At 66.9% G+C, this 19,935-nt stretch carries 20 protein-coding genes; 10 read left to right on the top strand and 10 right to left on the bottom strand.

Annotated elements, in window-relative coordinates:
- Nucleotides 1–3 precede the first annotated feature (3 nt).
- Nucleotides 4–2,361, bottom strand: a complete 2,358-nt coding sequence (locus AC5P8D_RS12355; RefSeq protein ID WP_057503648.1) for a Tle-like phospholipase domain-containing protein — start codon at nt 2,359–2,361, stop codon at nt 4–6.
- A 105-nt stretch (nt 2,362–2,466) separates the two neighbouring features.
- Here AC5P8D_RS12355 and AC5P8D_RS12350 point away from each other — a divergent pair, with 105 nt between their 5' ends.
- Entirely contained in the window at nt 2,467–3,330 is an 864-nt protein-coding gene (locus AC5P8D_RS12350; protein WP_329763887.1) for an ankyrin repeat domain-containing protein, read from the top strand.
- Nucleotides 3,331–3,345: 15 nt separating this feature from the next.
- Here the strand turns inward: AC5P8D_RS12350 and yegS are convergent, their stop codons facing one another.
- From yegS to AC5P8D_RS12325, 5 genes are all read right to left on the bottom strand, one after another.
- Nucleotides 3,346–4,281 (bottom strand): lipid kinase YegS, encoded by a 936-nt coding sequence (gene yegS / locus AC5P8D_RS12345; RefSeq protein WP_495203370.1) that lies wholly within the window; start codon nt 4,279–4,281, stop codon nt 3,346–3,348.
- Between the two features lie 200 nt (nt 4,282–4,481).
- Complete coding sequence (locus AC5P8D_RS12340; protein WP_331601368.1) at nt 4,482–5,081, bottom strand: hypothetical protein; 600 nt, start codon at nt 5,079–5,081, stop codon at nt 4,482–4,484.
- Nucleotides 5,082–5,088: 7 nt separating this feature from the next.
- Nucleotides 5,089–5,568 (bottom strand): GNAT family N-acetyltransferase, encoded by a 480-nt coding sequence (locus AC5P8D_RS12335; RefSeq protein WP_049411837.1) that lies wholly within the window; start codon nt 5,566–5,568, stop codon nt 5,089–5,091.
- A 12-nt stretch (nt 5,569–5,580) separates the two neighbouring features.
- The gene (gene rpe / locus AC5P8D_RS12330) at nt 5,581–6,258 is read right to left on the bottom strand and encodes a ribulose-phosphate 3-epimerase (RefSeq protein WP_010482664.1); all 678 of its coding nucleotides are present in this window, start codon (nt 6,256–6,258) and stop codon (nt 5,581–5,583) included.
- Between the two features lie 57 nt (nt 6,259–6,315).
- Complete coding sequence (locus AC5P8D_RS12325; protein ID WP_005411327.1) at nt 6,316–6,645, bottom strand: J domain-containing protein; 330 nt, start codon at nt 6,643–6,645, stop codon at nt 6,316–6,318.
- Between the two features lie 141 nt (nt 6,646–6,786).
- Here AC5P8D_RS12325 and AC5P8D_RS12320 point away from each other — a divergent pair, with 141 nt between their 5' ends.
- The 8 genes from AC5P8D_RS12320 (at nt 6,787) to AC5P8D_RS12285 (ending at nt 14,593) form a co-directional block, all read left to right on the top strand.
- On the top strand, nt 6,787–7,713 hold the full coding sequence (locus tag AC5P8D_RS12320) for a phosphoribosylaminoimidazolesuccinocarboxamide synthase (protein WP_008266180.1): 927 nt from the start codon (nt 6,787–6,789) through the stop codon (nt 7,711–7,713).
- A gap of 135 nt (nt 7,714–7,848) precedes the next feature.
- Nucleotides 7,849–8,334 carry an Mpo1 family 2-hydroxy fatty acid dioxygenase gene (locus tag AC5P8D_RS12315; RefSeq protein ID WP_495203369.1) on the top strand — a complete coding sequence of 162 codons (486 nt, stop codon included), beginning with the start codon at nt 7,849–7,851 and terminating at the stop codon, nt 8,332–8,334.
- Nucleotides 8,335–8,667: 333 nt separating this feature from the next.
- Nucleotides 8,668–11,499, top strand: coding sequence for a monovalent cation/H+ antiporter subunit A (locus AC5P8D_RS12310; protein ID WP_159360656.1), 2,832 nt, complete (start codon nt 8,668–8,670; stop codon nt 11,497–11,499).
- Nucleotides 11,499–11,891, top strand: coding sequence for a Na+/H+ antiporter subunit C (locus AC5P8D_RS12305; protein ID WP_005419863.1), 393 nt, complete (start codon nt 11,499–11,501; stop codon nt 11,889–11,891). Before AC5P8D_RS12310 ends, AC5P8D_RS12305 begins: the two co-directional genes overlap by 1 nt.
- Nucleotides 11,888–13,423, top strand: coding sequence for a monovalent cation/H+ antiporter subunit D (locus AC5P8D_RS12300; protein ID WP_262102359.1), 1,536 nt, complete (start codon nt 11,888–11,890; stop codon nt 13,421–13,423). Before AC5P8D_RS12305 ends, AC5P8D_RS12300 begins: the two co-directional genes overlap by 4 nt.
- On the top strand, nt 13,420–13,926 hold the full coding sequence (locus tag AC5P8D_RS12295; protein ID WP_495203368.1) for a Na+/H+ antiporter subunit E: 507 nt from the start codon (nt 13,420–13,422) through the stop codon (nt 13,924–13,926). The genes AC5P8D_RS12300 and AC5P8D_RS12295 overlap by 4 nt, the downstream gene beginning before the upstream one ends.
- Nucleotides 13,923–14,207 carry a K+/H+ antiporter subunit F gene (locus tag AC5P8D_RS12290; RefSeq protein WP_005411334.1) on the top strand — a complete coding sequence of 95 codons (285 nt, stop codon included), beginning with the start codon at nt 13,923–13,925 and terminating at the stop codon, nt 14,205–14,207. Before AC5P8D_RS12295 ends, AC5P8D_RS12290 begins: the two co-directional genes overlap by 4 nt.
- Entirely contained in the window at nt 14,204–14,593 is a 390-nt protein-coding gene (locus AC5P8D_RS12285; protein WP_126929389.1) for a Na+/H+ antiporter subunit G, read from the top strand. Before AC5P8D_RS12290 ends, AC5P8D_RS12285 begins: the two co-directional genes overlap by 4 nt.
- Before the next feature lie 135 nt (nt 14,594–14,728).
- Here the strand turns inward: AC5P8D_RS12285 and AC5P8D_RS12280 are convergent, their stop codons facing one another.
- Nucleotides 14,729–15,694: a sodium:calcium antiporter gene (locus AC5P8D_RS12280; RefSeq protein ID WP_049480629.1), complete on the bottom strand. Its 966-nt coding sequence runs from the start codon at nt 15,692–15,694 to the stop codon at nt 14,729–14,731.
- Between the two features lie 74 nt (nt 15,695–15,768).
- Nucleotides 15,769–16,425, bottom strand: a complete 657-nt coding sequence (locus AC5P8D_RS12275) for a hypothetical protein (RefSeq protein WP_095378390.1) — start codon at nt 16,423–16,425, stop codon at nt 15,769–15,771.
- A 125-nt stretch (nt 16,426–16,550) separates the two neighbouring features.
- Between AC5P8D_RS12275 and AC5P8D_RS12270 the strand changes: the two genes are divergently transcribed.
- Nucleotides 16,551–17,087: a hypothetical protein gene (locus AC5P8D_RS12270; RefSeq protein WP_329763882.1), complete on the top strand. Its 537-nt coding sequence runs from the start codon at nt 16,551–16,553 to the stop codon at nt 17,085–17,087.
- 252 nt (nt 17,088–17,339) lie between these two features.
- On the opposite strand, the gene hmgA is transcribed toward AC5P8D_RS12270, so the two are convergent.
- Both hmgA and hppD read right to left on the bottom strand, forming a co-directional pair.
- Entirely contained in the window at nt 17,340–18,647 is a 1,308-nt protein-coding gene (gene hmgA, locus AC5P8D_RS12265) for a homogentisate 1,2-dioxygenase (RefSeq protein WP_100446901.1), read from the bottom strand.
- Between the two features lie 102 nt (nt 18,648–18,749).
- On the bottom strand, nt 18,750–19,862 hold the full coding sequence (gene hppD, locus AC5P8D_RS12260; RefSeq protein ID WP_495203367.1) for a 4-hydroxyphenylpyruvate dioxygenase: 1,113 nt from the start codon (nt 19,860–19,862) through the stop codon (nt 18,750–18,752).
- Nucleotides 19,863–19,935: the final 73 nt, after the last annotated feature.

Below are 19,935 nucleotides of genomic sequence, written 5' to 3'. Positions count from 1 at the left end.
CCATTAGCCCATCCGCCGGGCGTTCTCCTGGGCCTCCAGCCCCTGTTGCTGGGCCAGTCCAGCCGCCGTCGCCTGTTCGCGACCGGTGTTCAGGGCGTCAACCTGCGCCGTGCTCACGGCCAGCGGCTGGGCCATGCCGGCCGCCACGTCCACGTGCGCATGTCGGCGGTGGGCCGCCTGCAGATCCGGGGTGTCGACCGCGAATGCCCGCGTGCGGTCGTCACTGAGCAGCACATGGGAAATGGCCTGCAGCCCATCGCGCTTGGCCTGCGCAGCCAACGCCCCGGCCAGCTGGTCGCTCTGCAGGTTCGGGATGCGGCCATGTGCCACATCGAGGCCGTGCACGCCGGTCTGCGCGCCCTTGAACAGATGGAAGTCGATGTGCCCCGGATCGTTCAGCGCTGGCATCTTCGCGGCCCCCTCCTGCAGCTGCGCATGCGGCCGTCCAAGCAGCTTGCGCGCGGCCGCCTCCTGGCTCGCGATTGCCGCGTCGAGACTGGGGTTCATCGTCTCGCTCATGCCATGCCGGTCCACCGACTCCCCCATGGTCGCACTGCCGCGCCCGATCACCCACGACGTCTTGGCAAGGTTGACCAGGTTCTGCGGCAGTGCCGGCGTGGGCAGGTGCGTGGCAATGCCCTTGTTGGCCATCGCACCCAGCCCGACGGTGCCGGCCAGCACGGCCGGCGCCTGCGAGGTCAGCCCGGTGATCTGATGGCTGCTCCAGTTCATGCCCATGTGGAAAGTCGCGCCGTACACGGCATAGCCATTGCGCAGCCCATTGGCCACGCCATGCACGCCCTGCTGCAGCTGGCCGCCCAGATGATGGCCGCCGGCGCGGATGCGGCCGGCATCCGCCGCTGCTTCACGGGTGGCTTCACGGGCCTTGGTTTCGTGTTGATTGCGGGCCGCGTCACCGTGCTCGCGCATCTGCCTGGCCATGTCGTCGGCACCGAGCGCACCCAGCACGCTGGCCCCGATGTTCCAGCCGTAACTGCCCTTGGCCTGCACGCGGTGGCTGACCGATTCGACCAGACCCTGCAGCTCGCGTCCCTTGGCAATGACCGTCGCACCGCCTTCGATGCCGACCCGCATGCTCTTTCCACCGTAGTCGACCACGGTGCCGATCGCATTTCCCTGCAGGGTCGACGCACGCTCGACGGCCACGCCGGACAGGCTCATGCCCCGGCCCGCCAGCGCGCCGACCTGCTCGACATGTTCACCGGCAACCCGTCCGGCACGCATGCCACGCGCACCTGCGATCAGCACCTCGGCCAACGGGCCACCGTATTCGGCAAGCTGGCTTGGCGCTTCTCGATGGCGGCGGTCCACCACCTTTCCATTCACTTCGGTCTTGGCATCCAGCAACAGTTCCATCCTGCCCGCGGCCACCGGAACATTGCGCAATGCCTCCGCCCCGGATTTCGACGCCAGCTGGTCAACCAGCTGGGCGGTGGCCGTCTGCGCACCGGCCGGCATCATCTCCTGCAGCTTGCGGGTAACCATCTGCTGCACGCCGGGCTGGCGCAGCAGCTGGCTGGTCTCGCTGGCCAGCAGGCCAAAGCCCTGCCGGTGATGCTCGTTGAGCCGCTTCAATCCGTTCTGCACATCGTTGAGCACTTCACCCGAGGTCTGGTAGGTGTGCACCGTGTCGCGCGTGTTGAACACCGGCAATCCGTGGGATTTCGCGTAGCGATCGGCGGTGGCCGGATGCAGGCCCGCCGAATTGAAGGTGGTCGCACGTACACCGGTCACCGCCGAAGCGGCAGAGGCCATGCCGCCGCCAAGCGAATGACCGGCGAGTTCAAAGTGGGTACCGGAGGTCTTCAAGCGACTCGCCAGTGCCATGGCCCGATCGTAGTAGTCGCTCTGCATGCCCACGCCCTGGCGTCCGTTGTTGAGGAAATCCTCGCCTCCGGACTCACGCCGCCCGCCTTTCGCCCGGGGATCGATGATTTCGCCCGTTGATCCCTTGAACACCAGCACCGGCTTGGCATCATCACCGAACACCCTTTTGTCCGGAATGTAGATCTCTGCGCGGAAACCCGAGTCGTTCGGCCGCATCAGCTTCTTCAGGTCGGCTGCACCCAGGCTGATGCCCGCCGCTTTGAGCGTGTCCGGGTCGGTCACGGCACTGGCTCGCGTCCACCCGACCGGCGGTTCTCCTTTGCCCTTTGCCGAGGCATACACATCATCAGCAAGCGAACCCAGCTCGCGGGCGTGATAGGTCTCGCGCAAGCGCGCCGCTTCGGTGGCGTGTCCACCGCCCTGCAGCTGCTCGACCAGGTGCTGCTGCGCCTGGACGCTCCTGGCGCGGGCCTGCAGCAGGCGTTCCTGCTGCTCGGGATCGTGACCGCTCATGGCAGACTCCATTGCTCATCAGTGAAGACGCGGTCATCCAGGACCTGCTGGAATGACCACGGTCAACGCTATCATCCCCCGAACGCGTCCATGTCAAGGAATCACATGCACCGTCACCCTCACAGTTCCTTTACGCCATTTTCCTGCCTGGCACTGATGCTGCTGATGCTGCTGAGCGCCTGCGCGCGCACATCTTCACATGGCGCGGAGCGCTATTTCGAGGGCAAGGCCCTGGAGCTGGCCATCGCCGCCGAACAGGGTGATGCGGCGACGATTACGCGCCTGATCAAGACCGAGGGCGTGAACCCCGACAAGGAGTTCTCGAAGCAGGATGGCATTCCGCTCATCGCGTGGCCGTTGCGCGCGCAGAACCTGGAAGGCCTGCGCGCGATGCTCGAAAACGGCGCCGACCCGAATGCACGGCGTATTGAAACGCTGGACGGCGAGACGTTCCGCCACAACAACGCCATGGTCTATGCCGCGAAGATGGACGATCCGCGCTACCTGGCCCTGCTGCTGGATCATGGCGGCGACCCGGACACGCGCACCTCCAATACCGAAACGCTGCTGTTCCAGGCCTTCATTTCCGGCAACCTGTGGAAGAACATCCAGCTGCTGGTGGAGCGAGGCGCACGCGTCAACGAATCCAACATCGGCCAGGCCGATACCGTTCTCAGCTGGTACACCGGCCGTGGCGGCTTCGAGCAGGCCTACTGGCTGCTTGAACATGGTGCGGACCCCACGATTGCATCGCCGTCATCGGCGCAACCGGGCGCGCCCGATCGGATGGCCATGGTCGAAGCCATCTACTGGGAAATCACCACACCGGACCTGCTGCCCTGGCAGAAGAAGTGCCAGCAGTGGCTGATCGATCACGGCATTGCCCGGCCGCCGCTGCCGCAGTACATCCGCGAGAAGCGCGAAGCATTCGGGTTCCCGGCGAAGGAGCAGGACATACCGCCGTTGTAGGACTTCCGGTCCGGCTCAGCGCGGCTCGGACAACAGTGCACAGCCCACGGGCAGGTGCATCCGCACCCTGCCCGGCACGCACGCGATGCGGAACAGGCGCGCCTGTACCGGTTCACCGTCCAGGTTGAGCGTCAGCGGGCGCTCGGACTCCACCTGCAGCCAAGGCAGCCGCGCGCGCGTTGCCAGCTGTTCCAGTGCGGCCTGGGTGCCGGACTTCAGCATCTGGCCGAGCGTGGCGGTGACTTCCCCCTCCAGCTCCGGAAGCACCGTCACGTCCAGCTGCCCATCATCGATCAGTGCCTGCGGGCACAATTGCTGGCCTCCGCCGGCCTGGCGGCCATTGCCGATGCCGAGCGCGATGAAGTCGCCTTCCCACGTGAAATCCGGGCCGGTCAACCGTGCGGTGATCGGCTCGATGCGACCCAGCTTGGCGATGCCGGTGATCACGTAGGCCAGCCCGCCCAGCATCTTCTTCAAGCCGGCATCGGTCTCCACCGTCACCTGTGTGCCGAAACCACCGCTGGCAAGGTTGGCGCACCACCAGTGGGTGCCATCGGCGTCCACGCGCAGGAGATCAATCGCATGCGGCGTTGCCTGCCCGATCAATCCGAAGGCCTCCTTCGGCTCGGTGGGAATGCCGGCAGCCGTGGCGAAGTCGTTGGCGGTCCCCATCGGAATCAGCGCCAGTGATGGCAGCGCATCCGCCGGTTCCTCACGGTGGGCCAGGGTCTCGGCCACCGCGCTGAGCGTGCCATCGCCACCGGCGGCCACGATCACGTCCACACCATGTTCGATCGCCTCGGCCACGTAGCGCTCGGCATCACCCTCCTCCCAGGTCACCCGCACTTCCAGCTGCACACCCTGCCCGCGCCAGTGGCCGACGGCGTCGCGCAACTCATCGTTGCCAGCGGATTTGCCATTGAGGATCAGGCGCCAGCGCGGTGCGGCCATGTGGTGCTTCCAGGACGGGGGCGCACAGGCTAGCAATGCGCTGTTTGTCCGCGGTGAATGTCACGCAGATGTCATTCAGCAACCGGAGAATGGAAGGCCATAGCAGGGACGACGGATGGAGGCAGGATCAGCCTCCCACGCATGCAGCGAGGCCACGCCGGGGTTTGGCGTGGTCTTTTTTTTTGCCTTGCCGCGACGGCTCAGAGATAGGCGTCGATCGGGCTGTGCAGCAGGCAGCTGTCAAAATCATCCACGTCGCGCAGCTCTGCGGGCTCGATTCCGTGCTGCTGCAGGAGGATGGCGAGTGCCGCCATGCCATCGGCAAACCGGCGCTCGACCCGCGTCAGCGGATCCTGCATGGCCAGGTCATAGTCGAAGCCATAGGCGGTTTCGGTGAAGCGTGCGGCGTGGGTGACAAGACGCGCCTCGAAGGCACCGTAGGCATCCGGCAGGACATGCACGAACCGGCGCAGGTCGTCCTGTGCTGGGAGCTCTGCTGCCAGCGGATGCCCCTGCGCGATCCGCTCCAGGGGAGGCAGCAGCGGTGCTGGATAGCGGCGCTGCCACAGCACCAGCGCGCGCTCGACATCATAGCCGCACCGCTGCAGGTCGGCGGCGGCCTCATCCACCGGGGCGCCCGTGCGCTGCCTGTACTCGGCAATCAGCCGGCGCACGATCCAGGCATACGCCACGGCAAGATCCCCGCCCGATTCCATCAGTGCCTGCCTGCAGATACGGATGGACGCGGGCAGCTGCTGGCGAAGCAGGGTGATGCGTTGCGGCAGGGTCAGCGCATCCACTTGGCGGCTACCCGGCAAATGCCTTCAGCGCAGCGCCTTCCAGCCGGTACACCGTCCACTCGTCCTGCGGCTTGGCGCCGGCGGCGGTGTAGAACTCGATGGCCGGGGTATTCCAGTCCAGCACCGACCATTCGAAGCGGCCGCAGCCTTCGGCCACGGCCTGCCGGGCGATGTATTTCAGCAGCGCCTTGCCTGCGCCGACGCCGCGCTTTTCCTGGCTGACGTACAGGTCTTCCAGGTAGATGCCCTTGCGGCCCAGCCAGGTGGAGTAGTTGTAGAAATACACCGCATAGCCGATGGCCTCACCGTCGGCTTCGCAGATCAACGCGCGTGCGGTCGCGTCGGCGCCGAACAGGCTCTCGGCGATGCCGATCTCATCGGTCTGCACCGAATGCTCGGCCTTCTCGTAGATGGCCAGCTCACGGATGAAGTGCAGGATCAGGCCGGCATCGGCCACGGTGGCCGGACGGATGTTCAACACGGCCACCGTACCCATGGCTCAGCCCCTTGCCGCAGCAACGTTCGCGCGCATCTGCGCGATCACGTCCTGGTAGCTGGTCTTGGCGTTGAAGATGGCCGAGCCGGCGACGAAGGTGTCAGCGCCAGCGGCGGCGATCTCACCGATGTTGTCGGCCTTCACGCCACCGTCGATCTCCAGGCGGATGTCCTTGCCGCTGGCGTCGATCATCTTGCGCACCACGCGCAGCTTGTCCAGCGCCGAGGGGATGAAGGCCTGGCCACCGAAACCCGGGTTGACCGACATCAGCAGCACCAGGTCCAGGTCATCCAGCACCCAGTCGAGGATGTCCACCGGGGTGGCCGGATTGAGCACAATGCCCGGCTTGCAGCCCAGCGAGCGGATCAGCTGGATGGTGCGGTGCACGTGGCGACTGGCCTCCGGGTGGAAGCTGATGTAGGTGGCACCGGCTTCGGCGAAGTCCGGGATGATGCGGTCCACCGGCTCAACCATCAGGTGCACGTCGATCGGCGCGGTGACGCCGTGCTTGCGCAAGGCCTGGCAGACCATCGGGCCGATGGTCAGGTTCGGCACGTAGTGGTTGTCCATCACGTCGAAGTGGACCCAGTCCGCACCGGCGGCGAGGACGTTGTCGACTTCCTCGCCGAGGCGGGCGAAGTTGGCGGAGAGAATGGACGGGGCGATGAGGCAGTTGGACATGGCCGGGGCCTTCGGAACGGGGAAAGGATTCTCCCGCCCGCAGGCGGGACTGTCGGGTCAGCGCTTGCGCAGGGTCTTGATGCGGTCGTAGGCGGCGTTGATCCGCCGCGACTTCTGCTCGGCCTGCTGCTGCAGCTCGGGGGCGGCACCGCCCAGCTTGTCGGGGTGGTACTGCGAGATCAGCTTGCGATAGGCGCGCTCTACCTCGGCATCGGTGGCCTCGGAGGTCAGCCCCAGCTCCCGGTACGGGTTCTCCTTGTTCAGGCGGAACCAGTCCGAGTCGAAGGCATGGCCGATCAACAGGCCGACCACCGCGCCAAACAGCGGATTGGGCCGGAACAGCAGGGCGCCGGCGATGAATCCGAGCAGTTTTCCGTACCAGCGCATGGCGCTCCGGGGTCGACCGACGAAATGGACGCTCATTTTACGTCACAGCGGGCCCGGACGGCTTTACACTAGGCCGCCCGCTGGTCAGCGGGCCCGCCGGGTCCGTTGGGCAGCCGTATCGACAACGCCCCAGGAGTGCCCGTGCCAACCACGCTGTTGCAATCCGATCTCCCCGGCCTGCCCTTGCGCCATCGCGGCAAGGTGCGTGATGTGTTCGATATCCCGCGCGAGCGGCTGCCCGCAGGGACCCCACCGGGCGACTACCTGCTGATGGTGGCCACCGATCGCCTGTCGGCGTTCGACGTGGTCCTGCCCGACCCGATTCCGGGCAAGGGCGAGATGCTCTGCCAGGTGTCCAACTTCTGGTTTGCCAAGACCGCGCACCTGATGCCCAACCACCTGACCGGCATCGACGTGGCCAGCGTGCTGCCCGAGGGCGTGGACCCGGCCCTGTATGCAAAGCGCGCGGTGGTCACCCGCAAGCTGAAGCCGGTGCCGGTGGAAGCGATCGCCCGCGGCTACCTGATCGGCAGCGGCTGGAAGGACTACCAGCGCACCGGCAAGGTCAGCGGCATCGACCTGCCCGACGGCCTGCGCCAGGCCGAGCAGCTGCCCGAGCCGATCTTTACCCCCTCGACCAAGGCCGCCGTCGGCGACCATGACGAGAACATCGATTTCGATGCGATGGTGAAGCAGGTCGGTGCGGACCTGGCCGAGCGCGTGCGCGATGCCACCCTGCGTATCTACAAGTTCGCCGCCGACTACGCCCGCGAGCGTGGCATCATCCTGGCCGATACCAAGTTCGAGTTCGGTACCGACGCCGATGGCCGCCTGTACATCATGGACGAGATGCTGACGCCGGATTCCTCGCGTTACTGGCCGGCCGACGAGTACGAAGTGGGCACCAGCCCGCCGAGCTACGACAAGCAGTTCGTGCGCGATTACCTGGAGACGCTGGACTGGGGCAAGACCGCCCCGGGCCCGAGCATCCCGGCCGAGATCATCGAGCGCACCCGCGCCAAGTACGCCGAGGCGCTGCAGCGCCTGGCCGGGATCAGCGTCGACTGATCCGCCTGCGCCCCCGGCCCGCCGGGGGCGTTTCATTTTGGTGGTAGTGCCGGCCGCTGGCCGGCAACCTCGGCGAATCCGCAGCCAGACATGGCCTGGCTCTACTGTCGGCCCTGGCGGGAGTATGCTGGCCGCATGCAGACATCCACCGAGCTTGCGCGGCCGATCGACCGCTATTTCGCCAGCTACTCCGACGACCACCGCAATGTGATCAACCAGCGCATCCACGTGATGGCGGTACCGGCGATCCTGTGGTCGGTGGTGGCCCTGCTGTGGTGCCTGCCGCCGCTGATCACCTGGTTCCAGTACGGCATCTGGTCGGCGTTCGCGATGTTCAGCGCGTGGTGTTTCTACAACAAGCTGTCGCGCCCGCTGGGCATCGGCATGCTCATCCAGTTCTTCGTGTTCGGCTGCCTGTGCCGCCTGCTGGAGGCCGAAATCGGCCTGCAGGCCCTGCGCTGGCTGGCGGTGGGCGTGTTCGTGGTGGCCTGGATCGCGCAGTTCATCGGCCACAAGTTCGAGGGCCGCAAGCCCAGCTTCCTGACCGACCTGACCTACCTGCTGATCGGCCCGGCCTGGGTGATGGCCAAGTTCTACCGCAAGCTCGACTGGCGCTATTGAACTGCGGCCGGCCGACGGCGACCGTCGTTTCCTGAACGGGCAGATTCCGTCACCCGCACTCCACGACGGCCCTGCCAGCCTGCCCCGGTGACTCGCTCCCCACTTCCCGCCCGTCGACGGCAGCCCCTGTGCGACAGGGCCTGCGGTCTCCCTGCGTGGGCGTAGGGTGTCCTCCCAGGGCTAGCGGGGAAGAGATGCAGGAACGCGATGCTGCACCGCAGAAAAAATGAATCAGCGAACGTTACATGCAATTGATCGCTGTTCGATGGGTTTCGGCGACATTTCGCAGCCTGTTATCCTCCCTGACCTGCTCGTGAATCATGGATTCCCTGCATGCTCCCCAGCCTGCCCCTGCTGCTGGCCCTGCCGTTCCTGATGGCAGCGGCTGTTGCGGCCTTCCCCCGTAGTTCGCGCTCGACTGCTGCCTGGCTGGCGGCGCTGGCGCCGTTGGGCGGACTGGCCATCCTCGGCTGGCTGACCCCGTCCGTACTCGACGGCCAGGTGGTGCGGACGATGGTCCCTTGGCTGCCACAGATCGGCCTGGACTTCACCCTGCGCCTGGATGGGCTGGCCTGGATGTTCGCCGGGCTGGTGCTGGGCATCGGCGCGCTGGTGGTGCTGTATGCGCGCTACTACCTGAGCCAGCAGGACAACGCGCACCGCTTCTACTGTTACCTGCTGCTGTTCATGGGCGCCATGCTGGGCATGGTGCTGTCGGGCAACCTGCTGTTGCTGATGATCTTCTGGGAAATGACCAGCATCAGCTCGTTCCTGCTGATCGGCTTCTGGTCGCACCGCCAGGACGCCCGCGAAGGCGCGCGCATGGCGCTGGTGATCACCGGCGGCGGCGGCCTGGCCCTGCTCGGTGGCGTGCTGCTGATCGGCCGTATCGTCGGCAGCTTCGACCTGGACGTGGTACTGGCCGCCGGCGAGCAGATCCGCGCCAGCGCGCTGTACCCGTACGCGCTGTTCCTGGTGCTGGCCGGCATCTTCACCAAGAGCGCGCAGTTCCCGTTCCACTTCTGGCTGCCGCACGCGATGGCGGCGCCCACCCCGGTCTCGGCCTACCTGCACTCGGCCACCATGGTGAAGGCCGGTGTGTTCCTGCTGGCGCGCCTGCACCCGGCGCTGGCCGGCAGCGACCTGTTCTTCTATACGGTCAGCGGCATCGGCGCGCTGACCCTGCTGATCGGTGCCTGGAACGCGATCTTCCAGCACGACCTGAAGGGCCTGCTGGCCTATTCAACGATCTCGCACCTGGGCCTGATCACCCTGCTGTTCGGCCTGTCCACGCCGATGGCGGTGGTGGCCGGCGTGTTCCACATCCTCAACCACGCCACCTTCAAGGCCTCGCTGTTCATGGCCGCCGGCATCATCGACCACGAAACCGGCACCCGTGACATGCGCAAGCTCGGCGGCCTGCGTAAGCTGATGCCGTTCACCAGCGCGCTGGCAATCATCGCCTCGCTGGCGATGGCCGGCATCCCGCTGCTCAACGGCTTCCTGTCCAAGGAAATGCTGTTCGCCGAAGCGCTGACCGCCGGTGGCGGCCCGGGTGCGATGCGCACGGCGGTGTCGGTCGCCGCGCTGCTGGCCGGCGTACTGGGCGTGGCCTACAGCCTGCGCTTCGTGCACGACACTTTCTTCGGCCCTGGCCCGCACGACCTGGACCGCGTGCCGCATGAACCGCCGCGCTGGATGAAGGTGCCGGTGGAACTGCTGGTGGTCATCTGCGTGGCGGTAGGCATCGCCCCGGCACTGACCGTGGCGCCGGTGCTGCATGCCGCTGCGGCGTCGATCCTCGGCAACGCCATGCCCGAGTACAGCCTGGCGGTCTGGCACGGCTTCAACCTGCCGCTGGCGATGAGCGCGATCGGCGTAGTCGGTGGCGTGGCGCTGTACTTCGGCCTGCGCAAGCTGATCAACCTGCACGGCGTGGAAACCCGCACCACCGGCCGCAACGTGTTCCATGCGCAGCTGGATGCCCTTTCCGCGCTGGCCATGCGCCTGACCAATGGCATCGCCAATGGCAGCCTGCAGCGCATGCTGCTGGGCCTGGTGCTGGTGGCGATCGTGGTCGCCGCCGCGCCGTTCGTGGCCAACCCGGCCTCGCCGAACTGGACCGCGCCGCAGCCGATCCCGCTGCTGGGCTGGGTGCTGTGGCTGGTGATGATGGCCTGCGCCGTTGCCACCCTGCGCGTCTACAAGCAGCGCCTGCTCGCGGTGCTGCTGGTGGGCGGTGTCGGCCTGATGGTGGCACTGACCTTCGTGTTCCTGTCCGCACCCGATCTGGCCCTGACCCAGCTGCTGGTGGAGATGGTGACCCTGGTGCTGATGCTGCTGGGCATGAACTACCTGCCCGCGCAGTCCGGGCCGGAGCGGCCGCGCTGGCGCAAGCGCCGCGATGCGGTGATCGCGATCATCGCCGGTGCCGGGCTTGGCGCGCTGGCGTACTCCGCGATGACCCTGCCGCCCAACACCATGGCTGGCGAACTGCTCGCCCGTGCCCTGCCCGAGGCATATGGCCAGAACGTGGTCAACGTGATCCTGGTCGACTTCCGCGGCTTCGATACCTTTGGCGAGATCACCGTGTTCGGCATCGCTGCGCTGGTGGTGCACGCGCTGCTGCGGCGTACGCGGATGGCACCGGAGCAGATCATGCCCGGCCCGCCGATCAAGCTGCCGGTGCCGGCCGACCTGGCGCAGATCATGTTCCCGCTCACCCTGACCGTCTCGATCTTCCTGTTCCTGCGCGGCCACAACGCGCCGGGCGGTGGCTTCATCGCCGGCCTGGTGCTGGCGGTACCGCTGCTGATCCAGTACGTGATCCAGGGCACCGCGTCGGTGGAATCGCGCTTCGGCTTCGACTACATCCGCTGTATCGGCATGGGCCTGCTGATCGCCCTGCTCAGCGGCAGTGCCTCGATGCTGTTCGGCGTACCGTTCCTGACAAGCGGGCACCTGGACCTGCACCTGCCGCTGATCGGCGACGTGCCGCTGGCAAGCGCGATCGGTTTCGACATCGGCGTCTACCTGGTGGTGTTCGGCGGCGCCATGCTGATGCTGTCGATGATGGGCACGATCAAGCCGTCGCGTACCCGCACTGCCCGCAAGGGTGAGATCGACCTGCAACGCCGTTCGGCCCGCACCGGGGAGATGCACTGATGGAACTGGCCCTGGCTACCGCGATCGGCGTGCTGACCGCCATCGGCATCTACCTGCTGCTGCGTGCGCGCAGCTTCGATGTGATCCTCGGCATGACCTTCCTGTCCTACGCCACCAACCTGCTGATCTTTGCCGGTGGCCGCGTGGTGCTGGGCAAGGCGCCGGTGCTGCAGGAAGGTGTGGACAGCCATCTCGGCAACTACACCGACCCGTTACCGCAGGCACTGGTGCTGACCGCGATCGTGATCGCCTTCGCGATGACTGCGGTGAGCATCGTGCTGGCCATGCGCAGCCGCAGCGACAACCACAGCGACCACGTGGACGCCCACGAGCCCGACGACGACCTGCAGGATGAGCGCGTGCCGCCGCGTCAGGGCGAGGACCGCGCATGAACCACCTGGTGATCCTGCCGATCCTGATTCCCCTGCTGGGCGCTGCGCTGTCGCTGTTCGTCGAACACCGTCGCTACGGCCCGAGGGTGCAGCGCGCGGTGGCCTGGACCGCGCTGTCGGCGCAGGCCCTGGCGGTGGGCCTGCTGTTTGCCAGCACGGCCAGCGGTGACATCAACGTCTACCTGCTGGGAGACTGGCCATCGCGGCTGGGCATCGCGCTGGTGGCCGACCGGCTGTCGGCGTGGATGCTGCTGACCACCCTGCTGCTGGCCATTCCCTGCCTGCTGCATGCCTGCTCGGGCTGGGACCGCCGCGCACCGCACTTCCATGCACTTTTCCAGTTCCAGCTGGTGGGCCTCAACGGTGCGTTCCTGACCGGCGACATCTTCAACCTGTTCGTGTTCTTTGAGGTGATGCTGATCGCCTCCTACGGCCTGCTGCTCAGCGGTGGCCGCGGCCTGCGCATGCGCATCGGCCTGCACTACGTGGTGTTCAACGTCACCGCCTCGACCCTGTTCCTGATCGCGCTGGGCCTGCTGTACGCCTCGCTGGGCTCGCTGAACATGGCCGAGCTGTCGCAGCGCATCGCCGAGGTGCCAGCGGCGCAGCTGACCCTGGTGAAGGCGACGATGGGCCTGTTGCTGCTGGTGTTCTGCGCCAAGGCCGCACTGATGCCGCTGTACCTGTGGCTGCCGGAAGCCTATTCGCGCGCGCCGGCCGCTGTGGCTGCGCTGTTCGCGATCATGACCAAGGTCGGCCTGTACTCGGTGCTGCGCATCCAGATGCTGTGGTTCGGCGACGATGCCGGCGCGATGACCGGCTATGGCCGCGACTGGCTGCTGTGGGCCGGCGTGGCAACGCTGGTGCTCGGTGGCCTGGGTGCGCTGGCCGCAACCCGCCTGCGCGTGCTGATCTCCTACCTGGTGATCGTGTCGGCAGCCACGCTGTTCATCGCCTTCTCGGTAGGCACGCCGCAGGTGCTCTCGGCCGGCCTGTACTACCTGCCGCACAGCAGCTTCGTGGCCGCTGCGCTGTTCCTGATTGCCGACCTGATCCGTCGCCGACGTGGTGGCGCCAGCGACCGCAAGGAAGTGGTGGCACCGATGCCGGGCAAGGAAACCCCAGCGGTGCTGTTCCTGATCGGCGCAGTGTCGGTGGCCGGCCTGCCGCCGCTGTCCGGCTTCCTGGCCAAGGCCGCGCTGCTGGCTGGCATGCCGGCACAGTACACCGCCCCCGTCTGGACCGCGGTGCTGGTCAGCAGCCTGCTGGTGATCATGGGCCTGACCCGCGGCGGCATCCGCCTGTTCTGGCGCGTGCCACCGGTCGATCCCGAGGCACCGAAGCCGCGCAAGGCACGCCTGCGCCGGGTCGAGCTCTACGCCGCCTGCCTGCTGCTGGGTTACGGCATCGGCATGACCCTGGCCGCCGCCCCACTGATGCGCTACACCGACGCCACCGCCGCACAGCTGCTGCACCCCAGCGAGTACGTGCAGCAGCTGCGCGCGACCACGCCGGAGATCCGCCAGCCATGACCGCCCAGCGCTCCCTGTTCCGCCGCGTCATTCCCTCGCCGATGCTCAGCATCATGGTGGTGGCATTCTGGCTGCTGATGTCCGACAGCTTCACCCTCAGCCAGATCGTGCTGGGGCTGGTGCTGGGCGTGGTGGTGCCGCTGTTCGCCGCGCGCCTGGACCGCGAGTTCGCGCGCATCGGCACCCTGCGCCCGTTGCCGAAACTGCTGTGCGTGACCCTGTGGGACATCCTGATGTCCAACATCCGCGTCGCCATCCAGGTGCTCGGCCCGGAGAAGAACATCCACCCCGGTTTCATCTGGTTGCCGCTGGACATCGCCAACATCCACGGCATCGCCGCGCTGACCAGCATGATCACCCTGACCCCGGGCACGGTCTCGGCCGCGCTCAGTGACGACCGCAAGTACCTGCTGGTGCACGTGCTGCACCTGGAGGACCCGCAGGACCTGATCGATACGATCAAGCGCCGTTACGAGGCGCCGTTGATGGAGATCTTCCCATGACCGGTTTTGAAGTCATCCAGACCACGCTGGTGGTGTGCATGCACGTGGTCGGCCTGGCGATGCTGCTGGCCACCTGGCGCCTGCTGCGCGGGCCGACCGTGCCCGACCGCATCCTCGCGCTGGACACGCTGTCGGTGACCGCGATCGCCGAGCTGATGCTGTTCGGCATGTACCTCAACTCGCCGATCTACTTCGAGGCCGCGCTGATCATCGCCATGCTCGGCTTCGGCAGCACCGTGGTGCTGAGCAAGTTCGTGCTGCGCCGGGACATCGTCGAATGATCACCGCGATCCAGATCGGCCTGTCGATCCTGCTGCTGTTCGGCTGCTTCTTCATCCTGGTCGGCGCACTGGGCCTGGTGAAGCTGTCCACCTTCTTCAAGCGCCTGCACGCACCGACCAAGGCCAGCACGCTGGGCGTGGGCTGCGTGCTGGTGTGCTCGGTCTGCTACCACATCTTCCTCGGCCAGGACCCGCAGCCGCGCGAGCTGCTGATCACCGTGTTCCTGTTCATCACCGCACCGATCAGCGCACACATGATGGCCAAGGCCGCGCTGTCGCTGCTGATGGAAACCCGCCCCAGCCTGCCCGGCAACGAGCCGGCCGCTGAAGAGCAGCTGCCTCCGCCGGAACCGGTGCGGGAAGAAGAGACCACGCAGAGCCGGTAAATCCGGTAGCGGCCGACCTTGGTCGGCGCATTGTTTGCGCGAGTGCCAACCAAGGTTGGCACCCACCGGGTGATCGGTGGTGGGTGCCGACCGTTGGTCGGCACGAAATCAACCGCATCCACGCATGGCGTGGATCTACAACGCCGGTGCGCCCACCAGCAGCAGCTCCAGCACGAGCCAGCCGACGAACGCGACCAGCAGGATCACGCCTTCGCCACGGCTGATCTTCAGATCGCCACGCAGCATCGGGTACAGCACCAGCGCGAACGCCAGCAGCGCCGGCAGCTCCAGGCGCACGAACGAGGCCGGCAACGCCAGCGGCTGCAGCACTGCCATCGCACCAATCACCAGCAGCAGGTTGACCACGCTGGAACCCAGCACGTGGCCCAGCACCATGTCGCCATGCCCGCGACGCGCGGCGGCGATGGCGGTGGCCACCTCCGGCAGTGCGGTGCCGATTGCCACCGGCAGCAGGCCGACCAGCAGGGGCGTCCAGCCCAGGGCTACGCCGAAGTCCGCGGCGGCGCCCACCACCAGGCGCGCGCCCCAGTACAGGGCCAGCACGGCGATCAGCACCCGCAGCACGTTCAACGGCAGGCTGGTGCGGCTCAGTGCGGATTCGGCGATGGCCGCCTGCACCTCGGCGCTCTCGCTACGGCCACGGCGCAGCAGCAGCACCTGCACCACGATGAAGCCGGCCAGCAGTATGCCGCCCTCCCAACGTGCGAGGCCGCCATCAAGCCCGAACAGGATCAGCAGCACACCCGCCGCCAGCAGCGACCACCACAGCACCGTCTGCAGGCGTGCGCGCAGCAGCAGGGGCGCAGCCATGGCCGCCACGGCGAGGGTCAGGCCCAGGTTGACGATGCTGCTGCCCACCGCGTTGCCCAGGGCCAGCTCCGGTTGGCCCACCGCCAGCGCGCGCGCATTGACCGCCAGTTCCGGCAACGAGGTGGTTACCCCGAGCAGCAGCAGCCCGGCGGTGAACGGGCTGGCCCCGAAACGTTGGGCCAGGCCGGACACGGCCTTGACGATGGAGTCCCCGCCCAGCGCCAGCAGCAGCAGGCCGAGCAGGAACCAGGCAATGGCAATGGCGATCATCGAGCACTCCCCCCAGCAGTGGTGGCGCGATTCTACGCTTGGCCCGCACGCGCGGCTGGGCCGTGGATCAAGGATCAGCCACACCCTTCCGCATAATCGACCTGCGGGGTCTGCCCGACGCGCCAGGCACCCACCCGGCCATCGGCACCGAGCGCGAAGTCGATCACCGCCCCGCCCTCCTGCGCCGGGCGAACGCGCAGGTGCTGGGCCTTCTCGTCGTACTTGTCAGGGCCGACATCGGCCCGCTCCGGATACAGCACCTGCAGCTCACCCAGGGTCATGCCGACCTTGCCGCCGCCTGGTGCGGTGATGGCGGCGCTGCGCACGTCGTAGCGCACCAGCTTGCGGCCTTCGATCATCAGGCGCGGGTCCTCGGCATCCTGCGGGCGCAGGAAGTAACAGCCATCGTTGCCATCGTCAGCCGGCAGCGGCTTGCCGGCGGCATCGGTGCCCAGCCCCTGCAGCGGCGTGCCGAAGCCGGCGCGCACGGCGGCGATGCCGGCCCCCAGCTTCGCACCAGCGAAGCCGTCCAGGCGGGCTGGACTGTCCTTGCGGAGGTCGTTCGCCGGGCGAGCCGCCAGATCAGGATCCGTCGACTGGGCGGGGCCGGTCGCCGAGGCGGTTTCCGCCGGAGTGTCGCTGCCGCTGCCGGCCGCCCCCTGCTTGTCGGGGCCGCCACTGCAGGCGGCGAGCGAAAGGAGCAACAGACCAGCAATCGGGAGGTGCTTCATCGGTGCGGTTCCCTGGCACGAAGATGGCTGCACGCTAGCCCATCCGGTGTGCAGGCGCTGCATTGTCATCGCGGTTTCATCGCCTTCGTTCAGGCTCGGCGAGCACCGACCTGGCCGTCCCTTCCATGCAACCGCGCAAGACCGATCTCGCCCGAACCGCGCTGCAGGCCCACCGCGCGCCGCTGGACATGCGCCAGCGCCGGCTGCTGATCCTGTGCGACGGCCAGCGCACCGTTGCCGACCTGACCGGTCTGCTCGGCCAGGAAGCACCGGCGATGGTCATCCAGCTGGTACAGGCGGGGTACCTGAGCACCGGCACGGGCGCCACGACCCCGGCACCGTCGACCGCAGCCGCGGTAGCGTCGGTGCCCACAGCACCGGCAGCGGCGCCTGCTACACCCGCGATCGAACGTCGCCGCTCGCTGGTGGCCGCGCGCATCTACGTGCTGGGCATATTGGAGATGCAGCGCCACCCGCAGGCGGCAGCACTGTTCCGTGACCTGCAGCAGGCGCGTGCGGAAGAAGAGGTGCTGCAGCGGCTGCAGTCAGCGATGCAGATGCTGCCCGGGCTGACCTCGGAGGGCTATTGCCAACGCGTGCGGCAGCGCCTGCTGGAGGCGTTGCCGCTGGAGCATTGCGAGGCGTTCGCCGAAGTGGCGTAAGCGCAAGTTCCGGCGGAGAGCATCACGACCGCCTTTCGCTAGATCCACGCCATGCGTGGATGCGATCAGGATCCGTGCCGACCAAGAGCGGCACCTACCAGGAACGGCAACCGGTAGATCTACGCCATGCATGGACGCGATCAAGATCCGTGCCGACCAACGGTCGGCACCCACCAAGGCAGCGGTTGGTAGATCCGCGCCATGCGTGGATGCGATCACGATCTGTGCCGACCAAGGTCGGCATCCACCACGCTAGCGGGACGACCGGAAGTTGTTACGCAGGCCGTTCCAGCACTGCTGGTAATCGCCCTGGCGGTGGCCGGCGGCCAGCGCCTGTGCAGTCGGGCGGATCACTGCGCGGGTCTCGAACATGAAGGCCATCGTGTCCTTGATCACATCGGCCTTGGACAGATCGGCGTTGGAGGCCTTGTCGAAGGTCGGTGCATCCGGACCGTGGCCGCTCATGCAGTTGTGCAGCGAGGCACCGCCGGGCACGAAGCCTTCGGCCTTGGCATCGTAGGCGCCATGCACCAGGCCCATGAACTCGCTGGCGATGTTGCGGTGGAACCACGGCGGGCGGAACGTGTTCTGCGCCACCAGCCAACGCGGCGGGAAGATCGCGAAGTCCATGTTGCTGGTTCCCGGCGTGTCGCTGGGCGAATGCAGCACCAGGAAGATCGACGGGTCCGGGTGGTCGTAGCTGATCGATCCGATGGTGTTGAAGCGACGCAGGTCGTAGCGGTACGGCGCGTAGTTGCCGTGCCAAGCCACCACGTCCAGTGGCGAATGGTCGATCGGCGCACGCCACAGTCGGCCTTCGAACTTGGCGATCAGTTCGAAATCACCATCAATATCCTCGAACGCCGCGTGCGGGGTTTCGAAGTCCCGCGGGTTGGCCAGGCCGTTGGAACCGATCGGGCCGAGGTCGGGCAGCTTCAGCAACGCACCGTAGTTCTCGCAGATGTAGCCGCGGCTCGGGCCATCGGGCAGTTCGACGCGGAAACGCACGCCGCGCGGAATCACCGCGATCTGCTGCGGCTCGATCTCGATCACGCCCAGCTCGGTCAGCAGGCGCAGCGCGCCCAGCTGCGGCACGATCAGCAGTTCACCGTCGGCGTCGTAGAAGTAGCGGCCGACCATGTCGCGGTTGGCCGCATACAGATGGATGCCGACACCGGCATGCGCGTCGGGTGAGCCGTTGCCACCCATCGTGTACAGGCCCTCGACAAAGTCGGTCGGCAGCTCCGGCAGCGGCAGCGGGCTCCAGCGCAGCTGGTTCGGCGAGGCCGGCTGTGCGCCGAAATCACACTGCAGCTGCGACTGCGCAAATGGAGTGAACTCGCCATGGGTCACCGCCGGGCGGATCCGGTACAGCCAGCTGCGGCGATTGCTGCCGCGCGGCGCGGTGAAGGCGGTGCCGGTCAGCTGCTCGGCATACAGGCCGTGGGCCACCTTCTGCGGCGAGTTCTGCCCGACCGGCAGCGCGCCGGCGACGGCCTCGGTGGCGAATTCGTTGCCGAAGCCGGACTGGTAGCCGCGGGCGGTGATGGCGGGGGACATGGGGGCTCCTGGGTACGGCGAGACCGGAACGGAAAGCAGCCGAGCATGGCCCGGCTCTACAGATGGGCAGGCGCCGGGACTGGCCCGGCGCTACCGATGACCTTACAGCACGCCGCGGCGGATCTGGTCGCGTTCGATGCTCTCGAACAGCGCGGTGAAGTTGCCTTCGCCGAAGCCTTCGTTGCCCTTGCGCTGGATGATCTCGAAGAAGATCGGGCCGACGCAGTTCTGGGTGAAGATCTGCAGCAGCTTGCGCTGGTGGGTTTCCGGATCGGCATCGATCAGGATCTTGTTCTTGGCCAGGCGCGGCACGTCTTCACCGTGGTTCGGCACGCGCTGGTCGATCACCTCGAAGTAGGTCTCCGGCGTATCCAGGAAGTCCACGCCCTGCGCGCGCATTGCTTCGACGGTCTCGTAGATGTTCTCGGTGAAGCAGGCGATGTGCTGGATGCCCTCGCCCTTGTACGCGTCCAGGTACTCGTTGATCTGGCTCTTCGGGTCCGAAGATTCGTTCAGCGGAATGCGCACGATGCCATCGGGCGCGGTCATCGCCTTGGACACCAGGCCGGTCTTCAGGCCCTTGATGTCGAAGTAGCGGATCTCGCGGAAGTTGAACAGGCGCTCGTAGTAATCCGACCACTGCTGCATGTTGCCGAAGTACAGGTTGTGGGTAAGGTGGTCGATGAAGGTCAGGCCGAAGCCGACCGGGTGCAGGTCGGCCCCTGCGATCGGCTCGTAGTCGCCATCGTAGATGCTGCCGGCGCTGCCATAGCGGTCGACCAGGTACAGCATGCAGTCGCCGATGCCCTTGATGACCGGCGCGCTGACCGCCTTGCTGTCCGGCTTGAAGGCGATGGCTTCGGCGCCGTTGCCCAGCGCGGTCTGGTAGACCTCCTGGCCCGGCTTCTTGAAGCGGATGGCGAAGCCGCAGGCGCACGGACCGTGCTTCTCGGCGAAGTCGGCGGCGAACGAATCGGGGTCTTCATTGACCAGGAAGTTGACGTCGCCCTGACGATAGACGGTAATCGAACGCTGCTTGTGCTTGAGCACCGCGCTGAAGCCCATCTTCCGGAAGTACTCGTGCAGCTCCTGGCCACGGCCGGCCGGGGCGGCGAATTCGACGAACTCGAAGCCGTCGATGCCCATCGGGTTCTCGAAGGTGGTGACCTGCATGCCGGGGTTGGGGTGCGAGGCGGTCGGGACTGCGGTATTCATGGCGTGGCTCCGAATCGGTACCGCATCGGTACAAACCAGGTGCGGGCAGGTAGGGACCCGGCGAGAATGCAGG

The sequence above is a fragment of the Stenotrophomonas sp. YJH_SMC_101-4 genome, assembly GCF_059370395.1.
The sequence above is the reverse complement of the archived record's forward strand: the minus strand, read 5'-3'. Positions and strand labels throughout refer to the sequence as shown.

Excerpts from the sequence above, each read along its gene's own strand:
- AC5P8D_RS12355 (WP_057503648.1), bottom strand. The coding sequence starts at position 2,361 with ATGAGCGGTCACGATCCCGAGCAGCAGGAACGCCTGCTGCAGGCCCGC.
- AC5P8D_RS12350 (WP_329763887.1), top strand. The coding sequence starts at position 2,467 with ATGCACCGTCACCCTCACAGTTCCTTTACGCCATTTTCCTGCCTGGCA.
- yegS (WP_495203370.1), bottom strand. The coding sequence starts at position 4,281 with ATGGCCGCACCGCGCTGGCGCCTGATCCTCAATGGCAAATCCGCTGGC.
- rpe (WP_010482664.1), bottom strand. The coding sequence starts at position 6,258 with ATGTCCAACTGCCTCATCGCCCCGTCCATTCTCTCCGCCAACTTCGCC.
- AC5P8D_RS12325 (WP_005411327.1), bottom strand. The coding sequence starts at position 6,645 with ATGCGCTGGTACGGAAAACTGCTCGGATTCATCGCCGGCGCCCTGCTG.
- AC5P8D_RS12315 (WP_495203369.1), top strand. The coding sequence starts at position 7,849 with ATGCAGACATCCACCGAGCTTGCGCGGCCGATCGACCGCTATTTCGCC.
- AC5P8D_RS12310 (WP_159360656.1), top strand. The coding sequence starts at position 8,668 with ATGCTCCCCAGCCTGCCCCTGCTGCTGGCCCTGCCGTTCCTGATGGCA.
- AC5P8D_RS12305 (WP_005419863.1), top strand. The coding sequence starts at position 11,499 with ATGGAACTGGCCCTGGCTACCGCGATCGGCGTGCTGACCGCCATCGGC.
- AC5P8D_RS12300 (WP_262102359.1), top strand. The coding sequence starts at position 11,888 with ATGAACCACCTGGTGATCCTGCCGATCCTGATTCCCCTGCTGGGCGCT.
- AC5P8D_RS12295 (WP_495203368.1), top strand. The coding sequence starts at position 13,420 with ATGACCGCCCAGCGCTCCCTGTTCCGCCGCGTCATTCCCTCGCCGATG.
- AC5P8D_RS12290 (WP_005411334.1), top strand. The coding sequence starts at position 13,923 with ATGACCGGTTTTGAAGTCATCCAGACCACGCTGGTGGTGTGCATGCAC.
- AC5P8D_RS12285 (WP_126929389.1), top strand. The coding sequence starts at position 14,204 with ATGATCACCGCGATCCAGATCGGCCTGTCGATCCTGCTGCTGTTCGGC.
- AC5P8D_RS12280 (WP_049480629.1), bottom strand. The coding sequence starts at position 15,694 with ATGATCGCCATTGCCATTGCCTGGTTCCTGCTCGGCCTGCTGCTGCTG.
- AC5P8D_RS12275 (WP_095378390.1), bottom strand. The coding sequence starts at position 16,425 with ATGAAGCACCTCCCGATTGCTGGTCTGTTGCTCCTTTCGCTCGCCGCC.
- AC5P8D_RS12270 (WP_329763882.1), top strand. The coding sequence starts at position 16,551 with ATGCAACCGCGCAAGACCGATCTCGCCCGAACCGCGCTGCAGGCCCAC.
- hmgA (WP_100446901.1), bottom strand. The coding sequence starts at position 18,647 with ATGTCCCCCGCCATCACCGCCCGCGGCTACCAGTCCGGCTTCGGCAAC.
- hppD (WP_495203367.1), bottom strand. The coding sequence starts at position 19,862 with ATGAATACCGCAGTCCCGACCGCCTCGCACCCCAACCCCGGCATGCAG.